We start from the raw sequence: 12,951 nt of genomic DNA, 5'->3' as shown, positions 1-12,951 counted from the left end.
CGGTGTCATCGCGTTCAGCATACGCGTGGCTACCGGGCCGCCTCTCGCTCGCGCACCCGCAGCGCACGAGCCAGCTGGTCGCGCTGTTCGATCACCAGGCGACGCAGCGCGCCCGGCGCGTCGGCGTTCGCGGCGAGCCAGGCGTCCACGTCGTCGAGCGTGTCGGCGGCGGGGAACAGACCCAGCACGACGCGCCGGGCGAGCTCGATACTGCGCTGGTCCCAGACCTCGCGCAGCGCCGCGAAATAGCCGGTGTCGTAGCGGGCGATCAGGTCGCGGCGGTCGGCGGCCCGGAATCCGGCGATCTCGGCGTCGAGATGGTCGTTGGTGAGAGTGGCGTCGTGCAGGGCGGCCTCCCACGCGGCCTTCTTCACCGCGGCCTCCGGGCGGGCGGCCAGCGCCCGGCGGTGCGCGGTGCGGCCCGAGGCGGTGTCGTCGTGGCTCAGCTCGGCGTCGAGGTCGGCCGCGTCCGCGTGGCCGGTCGCGGCCAGGGCCGTCCACAGCGCCCAGCGCAGGTCGGGGTCCAGTGCCAAGCCCTCGGGGGCGGGCCGATCGCCGCGCAGCAGGGCGCGGATCTCGGTGGCGCGGGCCGCGTCGGAGGTGGCGGCGGCCGCCGTCGCGCGGGCCATGGCCAGCTGGGTGCCGGAGCCGGGTGTCGCGGAAGACAGGGCGTTCCAGCAGGATTCGAGCCATTCGCGCTGCCACCGCTGTCGCGGCTCGGCGGGCAGATAGTGGGCGATGGCGAAGGACGCGTTGGCCAGCACGGCCGACAGCAGCGCGGTGTTCGGCTCGGCGGGGGCGAAGTCGCGGGCCATGCGCAGATACCGCTCGACCGACAGCTCGCCGTCGCGGGTGGCATTCCACAGCGCCGACCAGATCAGGCCCCTGGCCAGGGGATCGGTGACCCGATCGAGGGACTGCTCGACGGTGTCCAGCGAGGCCGAATCGAGGCGGACCTTGGCATAGGTGAGGTCGCCGTCGTTGAGCAGTCGCAGCGGGGCGGGCGCGAGATCGACCGGGGTGCGTTCGTCGACGAGGTCGAGTTCCACGCGCTCGCGGCGGACCAGATCGCCCGCGTCGTCGAAGTCGTAGAGGCCGACGGCGAGGCGGTGCGGGCGCGGATCGGTCTGCGTGATGGCGTCGCCGTCGAGGGTGAGGGTGGACATGCCGGTGGTCTGCAACCAGGCGGCGGCCCATTCGGTCAGGTCCCGTCCCGATTCCGCCGACAGTTCCGTGAGCAGGTCGGCCAGAGCGGTGTTGCCGAACGCGTGGGTGCGGAAGTAGCGGCGGGCACCGGCGAAGAACGCCTCACGTCCGACGTAGGCGACCAGCTGCTTGAGCACGCTGGCGCCCTTGGCGTAGGTGATGCCGTCGAAGTTGAGTTTGGCGGCCTCGAGATCGGTGATGTCGGCGACGATCGGATGGGTGGTGGGCAGCTGGTCCTGCGAATACGCCCACGCCTTGCGGCGATTGGCGAAGGCGACCCACGCGTCGGTCCACTCGGTGGCCTCGGCGCTGGCCAGGGCACCCATGTAGTCGGCGAAGGATTCCTTGAGCCACAGGTCGTCCCACCACACCATGGTGACCAGATCGCCGAACCACATGTGCGCCATCTCGTGCAGGATCGTGTTCGCCCTGGCCTCGTATTGCGCGGCGGTGGCCGCGCCACGGAACACATACGCCTCGGTGAAGGTGACCAGGCCGGGATTCTCCATGGCGCCCAGATTGTATTCGGGAACGAAGATCTGGTCGTACTTGCCCCACGGATACGGGTAGTCGAACTGCTCGGCGAAGAAGTCCAGACCCTGCTTCGTCACGGTGAGCACGGTGTCGGCGTCGAGATGGTGGGCCAGCGAGGCCCGGCACAGCACGCCGAGGTCGACGGTGAGATCGTCGCGCGCCCACGCGGATTCGACCCGGTGATACGGACCGGCCGCGATGGCGGTGAGATAGGTGGAGATCGGCAGGGTGGGGGAGAACTCGACGCGCTGCCCGGCGTCGACGGGCTCGACCGCGGCGGCGGGCCGGTTCGACAGCACCTCCCATCCGGCGGGCGCGGTGACGACGAAGGTGAACGGTGCCTTCATGTCCGGCTGTTCGAAGCAGGCGAAAACCCGGCGGGCGTCGGCGGGCTCGTACTGGGTGTAGAGGTAGGTGGCGCCGTCGACCGGATCGAGGAAGCGGTGCAGCCCCTCGCCGGAGCGGCTGTAGGCGGCGGTGGCCCGGACGACGACCTCGTTGCTGTCGGCCAGGCCGTCCAGGGTCAGCCGCGCACCGTCGTAGTCGACGGGGAGGTCGCGGCCGTTGAGCGTCACCGAGTCGACCGCGAGACCGAGGAAATCGAGCCACGTGCGTGGCGTGGTGGCGTCGAACCGCACGGTCGTGACGGTGGAGAAGCCGGGACGGTCCTGGTCGGTCGCGGCCGAGAGGTCCAGTTCCACCCGGTAGTCGCCGACGGTGACCGCGGCCGAACGCGCGGCGGTCTCGGAGCGGGTCAGGTTCGCGGTATCCACGCCTCGATCCTGCCAGCCGTGACGCTCTCGCGGTCGGGGACCGGGTGGAGTCCGGCCAGGATCGGCGCCACCGGCGGGGCCAGGACGTCAGCCGGGGTGCCGATCTCGGTGAGCTGGCCGTCGTCCAGGACCGCGATCCGGTCGGCGCGGGCGAACAGGGCGGACAGATCGTGGCTGATGAGCAGAATCGCGGCACCGGTGCGCTGTCGGTAGTCGTCGAGGTGGTCCAGAATCCGTTGCGCCAACGGCTGATCCAGGGCGGTGGTGATCTCGTCGCAGACGAGCACGCGGGGATGCGCGCCCAGCGCTCGGGCCAGCGCGGCCCGTTGGAGCTGGCCGCCGGAGAGCCCGGCCGGGTGGCGCCGGGCCTGCTCGGCGTCGAGGTCGAGGGCTCGCAGCAGTTCGAGGGCCTCGTCCCGCGCGTCGGCGCGGCGTAGTCCCCGCAGCCGGAGGGCGGTGGCGGCGACCTGGTCGAGGACCGGTCGGCGCGGGTCGAACGAGGCGGCCGATTCCTGCCAGACGTATTGCACGGCGGCGATCTGGGCCCGCGAGCGGCGACGCAGGGGCGGCAGCGGATCGTCACCGAGTCGGATCTCGCCGTGATCGGGCTGGGCGAGTCCGGCGACGCACCGGCCGATCGTCGACTTGCCCGCACCCGACATCCCGATCATGCCGAGCAGTTCGCCGTGGCGCAGGTCGAGGTCGAGCGCGCGGATCGTGGGCGAATCGCGGTGCGACACCGACAGTTCCCGCACTCGAAGCACGGGTGCGGTCGCGGGCCGTGACGGCCGGACGGTGGGTGCCGCCGTCCGGGGGAGGTCACCGGTGCTGGACACCCGCCCGTCCCGCACGAAAAGGACACGGTCGCTGATGGCTTCGGCGGCCTGCGCGTCGTGGGTGACGAGCACGATCGCGGTGCCCGTCTGCCGGAGCCCGGCCAGGCCCGACAGCAGGGTGGCGCGGGCGATCGGGTCGAGTCCGACGGTCGGTTCGTCCACCACGAGTACATCGGGGTCGAAGGTGAGGACCTGGGCCAGGGCGAGGCGGGCGCGCTCGCCGCCGGAGAACTCGAACGGGTAGCGACGGAGCAGTGCGTCGAGGTCGGCCGGGTCGACGGTGAAGGCGGCCGCCGTCAGGATCGTGGCGAGGTGGCGGCGGCGATCCCGACGCCCGGGGCGGGGGAGACCGCTGCGGCGCGCGCGTAACCGGTCGAGCTCGGCCAGGGCCGTGCCGATGCGGCGGGCGGGATTCAGGGTCGCGGCCGCGTCCTGGGGGAGGTAGCCGACCCGCACCCCGTCGCGGCGGTCGATCCGGCCCGAGACGGTGAGCCCGGCGGCGGTGCTGCCCGCCAGGGCGGTGGCGAGGGTGGTCTTGCCCGCGCCCGACGGGCCGAACAGCGTGACGATCTCCCCGGCGCGGATCTCCAGGTCGACCTCGTCGACGAGCACGGTCTTCCCGGCGCCGATGCGCAGAGCGCGCACGCGCAGCAGCGGTTCAGACATCGCGGCCGGTCCCGATCATCCGGCGCGCGGACAGGGTGCGCGGGTCCGACAGCAGGTCGTCACAGAGCAGATTGATGCCGACGATCAACAGCACGATCAGTCCCGCGGGCAGCGCGACCGACCACGGCGCGAGGGTCAGCGCGTCCTTGTTGGCCGCGACCGACACCGCCCAGTCGGTGGAGGTGGTGTCGAAACCGAGGCCCAGGAAATTGGCCGAAGCCAGGAAGTAGACGGCGGCGGTGAAGCGCAAGGCCATGTCCGCGGCGATGGGCCGGGCCAGCGTGCCGACCACGTAGTCGCCGTAGCGGAACGCGCGCGACTCACCCTGCATCCGCAGAGCGTCCATGACCGGGCCGCGCACGGTCGCGCGCGCCGCCATCCGGACGAACCGGGTGATCGGGGCGAGCAACGCGAACCCGATCGCGCACGCGATGGCCACCGCCGAACCGCGTGTGCGCAGCGCGGCGACCATGATGATGAGCAGCGACGGCAGACACAGCAGCACATCCATCGGCCGCATGAGCAACTCGTCGACCCACGCGCGCGGGCTCGCCGCCGCGGCGAGACCGATCACCGCACCCACCACGTAGGCGACCAGGACGGTCACGGCGGCGACGAGAAGGAAGGTGCGTCCACCGGTGAGGGCGGCGGCCAGTACGTCGCGGCCGAGCCGGTCGGTGCCGAACGGCGACCACTCCGACGGACCGAACGGCGCCTGCCGGTGCTGAGGCGCCCAGCGGGCGAACACCGGGCCCACGAACGCGACGAGCAGCGGCACCAGTACACAACTCGCGTAGATCCCGCGCCGGATCGTCATCGACTCGCTCCCTCGGCCGACCGGGGCACCATGCGCTGCCCGGCGATATCGATGACGGTGTTGATCGCGATGGCGACCACCCCGGTGATCGCCACGATGGCCAGGATCACCGGGTCGTCGCGATTGCCGATGGCGCCGATGAGCGCCGAGGCGATCCCGGGCACCACGAACACCGCCTCCACGATGAGGACACCCGAGAGCAGGCCGTCGCCGGTGCGGCCGAGTTCCTGCATGGCGGGCGCGAGCGCGTTGGGAGCCACATGCCGGGCCAGCAGCGACAACCGCCCGACCCCGAGCCGCCGCGCCTGCGCGACATAGGGCTGGTCGAGCACATCGATCACCCCGGCGCGGACCAGCCGGGCCAGCGGCGCCGCGACCCGCGCGACCATCACCACCAGCGGCAGCACCAGATACTCCGGCCGGTCCAGCAGCGCGTCGAGATCGGTGCCGAGGAAGGTGGCGGGCAGCAGATCCAGCTCGAGCGCGACATAGCTCACCAGCAGTACCGCCAGCACGAAGTCGGGGATGGAGTCCAGGCCGATCCCGACGGCGGTGACGATCCGGTCGCACCACGAGCCCGGCCGCAGCCCGGCGGCGAACCCCGCCGTGACGGCGACCGGGATCAGCAGCACCACCGCCAGCACGGCCAGCAGGGCGGTGGTGCGGAACGGATCGGCGATCACGCTGACGACACTGTCCCCGTTGGCGTACGACACCCCGAAATCGCCGGTCAGCGCGCCACCGAGCCAGTGCAGGAACCGTTCGACCGGGGCCACGTCCAAACCCATCAGTTCCCGGGCCGCCGCCCGCTGTTCCGCGCCGAGCACATCGTTGCTCTGCACATCGGCCGCGTCACCCGGCAGTAGCAGCGACAGCGCGAACACCAGCACCGCCAGCACCAACAGCTGCCCGATCCCGATGACGGTGCGGCGCAGCAGGAACCGGGCGAACGGCGCGGACACCGGCGCTACCGGATACCGACCACGACGCGGTCGTCGCCGTACTGCCACAGCACGCCCGCCTCGGCGAAACCCGCCGCCCTGGCGAACTCGACGTAGTCGTGCACTGTCGGCCGATCGTGCACGGTGTGCTCGAAACCGCCGTCGCGCAGGCGGACCAACTCGGCCAGCTCGGGCGCTCGGGCCACCGCGTCCCACCACTGGGCCCAGTCCTCGGACGCGGCGGTGCCCTGCCGCTGGGCGCGCCGGGCGGTCATGGCCTTGCCCAGCGCGTCCAGCCGGGTTCCCGTTGGGCCCTCGTAGAGGTGGTCGCCGTCGATGAACAGCCCGCCCGGCTTCAACGCCGCCGCGCAGGTGCCGATGAGCTGACGCAACGGTTCCCGGTTCATCCAGTGCAGCGCCGTGGTGCTGACGAAGGCGTCCGGTTCCCGATCCAGTTCGAGGGCCTCGAGCCAGCCGTCGGCGCGCAGATCGGCGAACACGGTCCGGAACCTGGCCGAGCCCAGCGCGAGCTCGGCCAGGCCGAGCAGCAGCGGATCGGCGTCGACCCCGACCACCCGCGTGGCCGGGAAACGGTCGAGCAGGCGCTGGGCCAGGGTGCCCGGACCCACGCCGAGGTCGACGATGAGCAGGTCGTCGCGGTCGCGCAGTTCGTCGAGCACGTCACCGATCACCTCGAAGCGCTGTTCGCGATCGGGCATGTAGTGCTCCTGCTGCCGGTCCCAGCGCTCGATCCAGTACCGCGCCCGGGCCGCGTCCAGCGCGGTCATCGGGGGCTCACCTTGTCGAAGCGGGCCCAGCCGTGCGAGTTCGGCACGGCGGCGGGCAGTTGCTGGAAGCGATCGCGGGCCGCGCTGTTCCACGGCGTGGTGCCGAAGAACACGAATCCGCCCCGGTCGTGCAGGATCTCGTGCATCGTGCGGTAGATCGCGGCGCGGGCGTCGGTGCCGGGGGTGGCCTGGGCTTTGGCGTAGAGGGCGTCGAACTCCCGGTCCGACCACTTGGTGCGGTTCTGCGGCGCGTCGGTCAGCAGGCGTGAGGCGAAGTGGTTCGGGATCGCCAGCGGACCGGACTGGCCCATGGTCAGCTGACCGGTGGACAGCGCGTCGGTGTAGTAGGTGTCCTTGGACCCGATGACCACGTTCACCCGGACACCGCAGCGTCCCGCGTGCTCGGCGAAAAGCCGTGCCGCTTCGATGAATCCGTGCGCGACCGGCGCGGTGAACAGATCGAAGGACAGGTCACGCACCCCCGCGCGCCGCAACAGTCTGCCGACCTCGTCGGGGTCGTAGGTGTGCTGGGGCAGGTCGGCGTAGTACTGGAAACCCTTGCCGAACACGTCGTTGGACACCTCGCCCTGACCCTCCAGGGCGACCTTCACCAGCTCGTCACGGTCAACCATCCGCATGACCGCCCGGCGCACGTCGGGATTGTCGAACGGTGCCCGGTCGGTCTTCATGGCGAAGAAGTAGATGCCGCTGTTCGGCGTCGCGGACAGGGACAGCCCGCGCCTGCCCTGCAGGGTGCGCGCCGCGGCGGGGGTCAGGTTGTCGGCGTAGTCGACCTCGCCGCTCTGCACGGCCGACAGGCGCGCGTCGGACTCCGCGCTCACGATCCGCAGCCGCCGCACGGCCGGGGCGCCGTCCCAGTACTGATCGTTGGCGGTGGCGACGAATTGCCGTCCGGCCTCGAAGGATTCGAAGACGAACGGACCCGTGCCGACCGGCCGGTCGAAGTCGGTGGCGCCGTTGCGGACGATCTTGGTGCCGTAGGCCGACAGGGCGATCAGGAACTCGAACGACGGCTCGGTCAGCGTGAGTTCGACGGTGTGGGCGTCGACGGCGCGGCTCTGGCTCAGGTCCAGGTTCGCCAGCGAGGACGCGGCGATGAACGGGCGACGTTGCGGCGGGCCGAGCACCCGCGAGAAGGTGTAGAGGACGTCGTCGGCGGTGAACGCCGAACCGTCGTGCCAGCGCGCGTCGCGCAGCGCGATCCGCCACCGGGTGCCGTCGGCGTTGGGTTCGGCGGAGACGGCCAGGCGGGGGATCGGCGTCATCGTCTCGTCGATCTCGAAGAGCCCGTCGTAGACGGACTTCATCCTGGCCTCGTCGATGAACAGGGTGTTCACCCCTGGATCGATGCCCTCACCGGCGCCGGAACCCTGGAAGGCCGCGGTGAAGGTGTCGAGCGCACCCTCCCCGTCGGAGGACCGGGAACACCCGGTCAGGGCGGCGCCCGCGGCGAGCGCGCCACCGAGCAGGAAAGTTCTGCGACGCAGTGTCGGGGACGACATGCGCGGCTCCTCTCGCGTACAGCTCTCACGCGACGAGGACATGCGGAAACAAGCCACGATGGCTCGATTCGGCGCGTCGATCAATACCCACGTGATCACGACCGTTGTCAGTACTGCGTCCACAGGTATCTGGCTTCGGCTCACGCGAGCCTCACAGTTGCGGGACAGCCCCGGAATCGCACCGGTCTTCCCTGCGGACAGGCGTCATCCTACGCACACTCCGCCCCCACGCGAGGTCCACCGATTCCGGCTCGGGCAGAATCCAGCACGGAGAACATGGGAACGACCGGCCGGGGGGCGTGCGATGGAACGCACATTTCGAGTGGATCTACGGGGCATCGTGGATCTGCTCAGTCATCACCTGTATTCGAGTCCGCAGGTGTACCTGCGCGAGGTGCTGCAGAACGGGGTGGACGCGATCGCGGCCCGGGCACAGCTCGACGCGGGCTGCCCGGGCCGGATCGAGATCGAACCGGCCGAGGGTGACGCGCCGCTGCGCATCCACGACAACGGCATCGGCCTCACCGAGGACGAGGTCCACACCTTCCTGGCCACCATCGGCAACAGTTCCAAGCGCGACGAGATCGGGTTCGCGCGCCGGGAGTTCCTGGGCCAGTTCGGCATCGGGCTGCTGTCGTGCTTCCTGGTCTCCGACGAGGTGCGCGTCCTGACCCGCTCGGCGCGCGGTGGGCCGACCCTCGAATGGGTGGGGCGATCCAGCGGGCAGTACCGCGTCAGCCGGGCCGCCGTCGAGCGTCCCGAGCCGGGGACGACGGTGATCCTCACCCCGCGCCGCGATCACGAACGCTGGTGCGACACCCCGATGGTGACCGAGCTGGCCCGGAAATTCGGTGGGCTGCTGCCGATTCCGGTGACGGTGGCCGGAGTGCCGGTCGGCGCGGCGACCGTGCCCTGGCAGGTGCCGCACGCGAACGCGGCCGCCCGGACCGCGGCCCTGCGCGAATACGCGGAACAGACCTTCGGCTTCACCCCGCTGGACTGCCTGGATCTCACCGTCGCCGAGGCGGGACTGTCCGGGGTGGCGTTCATCCTGCCGATGGCCGCCGATCCCACGGTGCGGCAGGGACATCGGGTGTACCTGCGGCGCATGCTGCTGGGCGAATCGGTGCCCGACCTGCTGCCGGAGTGGGCCTTCTTCGCGCGGTGCGTCGTCGACACCACCGAACTGCGGCCCACCGCGAGCCGCGAAGCGCTGTACGCCGACGACCTGCTCGCCGCCACCCGCACCGCGCTGGGCAGCCGGATCCGGGACTGGCTGGTGTCGCTGTCGGTCACCGATCCGCCGACGCTGCACACCTTCCTGGCCGTGCACCACCTCGGCGTGAAATCCCTGGCGCTGCACGACGACGCGATGCTGCGCCTGGTCTACGACTGGTGGCCGATGGAGACCTGCTGGGGCCCGATGACCCTGGCCGATTTCGCCCGCCGCAGCCCGGTGCTGCGCTACACCGCGACCGCCGACGAATTCCGCGAACTCGCCGCCGTCGCGGCCGCCCAGGGCATCGGCCTGGTCAACGGCGGCTACGCCTACGACGTGGAGATCCTGTCGCGGCTCGGCCGGATCAACCCCGCGCTGACCGTGCGCGGGCTCGACCCCGCCGACCTCGCCACCCGCTTCGAGCAGCCCACCGACCCGCACGCCGGAATCACGCGCCTGCTCGAACACGGACGCGTCGCCCTCGCCGCGCGACAGTGTGTTCCGGTGGCCAAGGCATTCGACCCGGCCCAGCTGCCCGCGCTCTACCTGGCCAACCGTGAACTGCGGCGCTCGACGGAGCGCCAGCGGGCACGAGAGCAGGCCGACGAGTTGTGGGCGGGCGTGCTCGCCGCGATCGACACCGGCCCCGACCCGGAACCCGGCACCCATCAGCTCGTGCTGAACCTGCGCAATCCGCTCGTCGCCACCATGCTCGAACTCACCGAGCCCGACCTGATCGCCCTCGCCGTGGAAGCCCTCTACGGCCAGGCGCTGCTGCAGGGCCGTCACCCCATCGGCGCCGACGAGAGCGCGCTGCTGAACCGGTCGTTCGGCGGCCTGCTGCGCTGGGCCATGCGGGCGGAGGACGCGCGATGAGCTACACCGAAGCCGAACTCACCGCCCGCTACCGGGCCCTCGGCTCGGGCTGGCACGCCGCGGTGCTGGCCGAGCTCGAGGAGATCGTCGCGCACGCCGACGCGGGCGGACATCACCGTCTCGCCTTCCGCGCCCGCCGCGACCTGGCCAACCGGCACTGCGTCTCGGGCCAGTGGGATCGCGGGTTCCCGCTGTTCGCGCGCTGCCTGAGCGACTACGACCGCCGCCCCGACGATTACGGCCCGCAGGAGGAATGGTCGCTGCGGTCCTGGTACGTGCGCACGGTCCGGACCATGATCGGCTTTCCCGAGGTGGAACTGAGCCGGATCACCGCGCTGCTCGCCGACATCCGCCGCCGCTTCGCCGCGGGCGGACACGGTCTGGCCGGAGTCCACGAGATCGAACGGCTGCTGGCGTTGCAGCGCGGTGACTGGGACGCCGAGGAACAGGCCCACCGGCAGTGGGTGCTGGCGGGCGGGCCGACACCACACGACCCCTGGGACCTCGAGAACGAGATCGAACGTCACCTGCATCGCGGAGATCCCGCCTCGATCGCGCACGCGCTGCGACTCGCCCAGCCGCTTCGCGACGGCGAGATCTCGCCCGAGTCCGCGCCCTACATCGCGGTGACCATGCTCCCGTTCTGGGCCGAGCACGCCGACGACGAGCGACTGGCGGCGTTGTACGAGCGCATGGCCGACGGTTTCGCCCAGGTCAGCGTCTATCCGTACGAGTACTCCGGTATGGCCATCGAGTTCCTGGCCCGCACCGGCAACGAGGAGAACGGACTCACCCGGTTCCGGCGGTTGATGTGCCATTTCACCACCCTCGACCGCCCACACGGCAGGCTCGAGTTCGCCACCAGCTGCACGGTCCTGCTGGCCCGGCTGGTCGCGCTCGGCCGTGGCCCCGAACGCATGCCGTGCCACGGCTGCGAGCGCGGACACCCCGAGACCACCATCGCCGAACTGCACACCCGGATGCGCACCGAGGCCCGCACCCTCGCCGCGCGTTTCGACGCCCGCAACGGCACCGCCTGGCAGACCACCCGCGTGGAACGCAGGCTGGCCGCCGCCCCGCTGCGGGAATTCCTGCCGCTGTTCCCCGGTGCCCGGCCCACCCTGCACGCGGTGCAGCCGATCGACGCCCCGGCCGAGGTCGCGGTGCACTGCGCCCGCTGGTATTTCGACCGCGGCCTCTGGAGCGACGCCAAGCGCTACCTCGACCTGATCCAGGAGCCCGCCCCGCCCGCGGTCGCCGCCGCGGTGCTGGAACTGCGGGCCCGCTACGACGAGGACGCCTCGACCGTGCCGCGCCTGCGCGAGGCCGTCGCCGCCTACGCCGCGGCGGGGGAGTACCAGCGCCACGACCTGTGCCTGGTCGCCGTCGCCGACCGGCTCAAGGACGAGAAACGCTATCCCGAGGCGTACGCGGAGATCACCGCGCCGATGGAGCGTCTGCGGGCACACGCCGATCCGGACGCGGTGGTGTGGGCCGAGACGGTCCTGGCCGACATCCTGTTCCTGCTCGACCGCGACGACGAAGCCCGCGACATCGCCGAACGGGCACTGACCCTGGCCGCTACCGTCCCCGACCCCATGGCCAGGGCCAGGGCGGGCTACCAACTCGGCCGGATGCGCGTGTGGTGGAAGGAATCCCCCGCGACGGTGGCCGCCGACCTGGTTCCGGCGCTCACGGCTTGCATCGAGGCCGGGGCCGAGTTCCTGGCCCGCCGCTGCCTCGAACGGCTGGTCGAGCGCTACACCGCCGTCGAGGACCAGGCCGGACTCGCTGCACTGCTGGCCCGATGCCTGCGCGAGACGCCACCGACCACCGGGCGCATGGTGATCGCCGAACTGCGCTACCGCTACGGCTGGGCCTTGCACCTGCTCGGCCGCGACGCCGAAGCCGTCGACGAATTGTCGTTCGCCGCCTACGAATACGACGCGCTCGACCTCTGGAACGTGTCACGGCGGCTGCACTGGATCCGGCTGGCCGAGGTGTGCGCCGCGCTGGGCCGCTGGGAACGGGCCCATCGACACGCGCAGCACGTGTGCACCTGGGCCGAGAACGCCCGCGCGAACGGCACGGTCCTCACCGACGCGGCCGACGTCGTCACCGCGCGCTACGTGCTGGCCGATGCCCTGCGCGAACTGGACCGTCCCGACGCCACCCTCACCGCCTATCGCACCCTCGCCGAGGACGCGCTCGCCGCCGACAAGCGCGACTTCGCCCGCTACGCCCACCTGCAGGCCGCCGAACTCCTGCTGCGGGCCGATCGTCCCGGCCCCGCAGCGCAGGACTACCGCCGCGCCGCCGACCTCGCCACCGAACTGGACAAGTCCCCGCGCCAACAACGCGACTACCGCGTGCGGGAAGTCATCGCCCACGTGCGCGCGGGCGACCTCGCCGCCGCCGAGTCCGCCCTCGAGCAGGCCCGCGCGGTCCCGGCCCGCGACACCGACGACCACGCCCGCCTCGACCTCGCCACCGCGCACACCCTGTTCGCCCAGGGGCGCGGGCCGGAAGCACACGCGCACGCCGTGCGCGCCGTCGACGCGTTGCACGCCACCGGCTATCACGGCGAGGCGGCGACGGCCGCCCTGTTCTGCGCGCGTATTCCGCTGGCCGATCAGCGACCGGATCTCGCTGCCGCCGTTCTGCGTTCCTCGCTGGCACGGTGTCCCGGCGACCTTCCCCAGGCCCGGGAATTGTCCGCGATGCTCGCGAGTGTGGGTAGCGGATGAATAGCTGAATCGTTATCGAATTAGT

At 71.4% G+C, this 12,951-nt stretch carries 8 protein-coding genes and 1 riboswitch; of the genes, 2 read left to right on the top strand and 6 right to left on the bottom strand.

All coding sequences use genetic code 11. From position 1 onward, the window contains the following. Positions 1–29: 29 nt before the first annotated feature. Genes pepN through QC180_RS10280 form a run of 6 tightly spaced genes read right to left on the bottom strand, consistent with a single transcriptional unit; the run spans position 30 to position 8,084 of the window. Positions 30–2,513 (bottom strand): aminopeptidase N, encoded by a 2,484-nt coding sequence (pepN, locus tag QC180_RS10305; protein ID WP_278262420.1) that lies wholly within the window; start codon positions 2,511–2,513, stop codon positions 30–32. Continuing rightward, positions 2,495–4,015, bottom strand: coding sequence for an ABC transporter ATP-binding protein (locus QC180_RS10300; protein WP_278262419.1), 1,521 nt, complete (start codon positions 4,013–4,015; stop codon positions 2,495–2,497). The genes pepN and QC180_RS10300 overlap by 19 nt, the downstream gene beginning before the upstream one ends. After that, positions 4,008–4,832 carry an ABC transporter permease gene (locus tag QC180_RS10295; protein WP_278262418.1) on the bottom strand — a complete coding sequence of 275 codons (825 nt, stop codon included), beginning with the start codon at positions 4,830–4,832 and terminating at the stop codon, positions 4,008–4,010. The genes QC180_RS10300 and QC180_RS10295 overlap by 8 nt, the downstream gene beginning before the upstream one ends. Beyond that, a complete protein-coding gene (locus QC180_RS10290) occupies positions 4,829–5,794 on the bottom strand; it encodes an ABC transporter permease (RefSeq protein ID WP_278262417.1) in 966 nt (321 codons plus the stop codon). Before QC180_RS10290 ends, QC180_RS10295 begins: the two co-directional genes overlap by 4 nt. A gap of 5 nt (positions 5,795–5,799) precedes the next feature. Beyond that, the gene (locus QC180_RS10285) at positions 5,800–6,561 is read right to left on the bottom strand and encodes a class I SAM-dependent methyltransferase (protein ID WP_278262416.1); all 762 of its coding nucleotides are present in this window, start codon (positions 6,559–6,561) and stop codon (positions 5,800–5,802) included. Then, a complete protein-coding gene (locus tag QC180_RS10280; RefSeq protein WP_278262415.1) occupies positions 6,558–8,084 on the bottom strand; it encodes an ABC transporter substrate-binding protein in 1,527 nt (508 codons plus the stop codon). Before QC180_RS10280 ends, QC180_RS10285 begins: the two co-directional genes overlap by 4 nt. Positions 8,085–8,187: 103 nt before the next feature. Beyond that, positions 8,188–8,302: riboswitch (cobalamin riboswitch) on the bottom strand. 86 nt (positions 8,303–8,388) lie between these two features. On the opposite strand from QC180_RS10280, the gene QC180_RS10275 reads away from it, so the two are divergent. Continuing rightward, on the top strand, positions 8,389–10,179 hold the full coding sequence (locus tag QC180_RS10275) for an HSP90 family protein (RefSeq protein WP_278262414.1): 1,791 nt from the start codon (positions 8,389–8,391) through the stop codon (positions 10,177–10,179). After that, positions 10,176–12,926 carry a tetratricopeptide repeat protein gene (locus tag QC180_RS10270; protein ID WP_278262413.1) on the top strand — a complete coding sequence of 917 codons (2,751 nt, stop codon included), beginning with the start codon at positions 10,176–10,178 and terminating at the stop codon, positions 12,924–12,926. Before QC180_RS10275 ends, QC180_RS10270 begins: the two co-directional genes overlap by 4 nt. The last annotated feature ends 25 nt before the right edge of the window (positions 12,927–12,951 follow it).

Origin of the sequence: Nocardia anocheti, assembly GCF_029675105.1 — a bacterium.
Classification (GTDB): Bacteria; Actinomycetota; Actinomycetes; order Mycobacteriales; family Mycobacteriaceae; genus Nocardia.
Note: the sequence above shows the minus strand (reverse complement) of the source record. Positions and strands in the feature narration are given on the sequence as shown.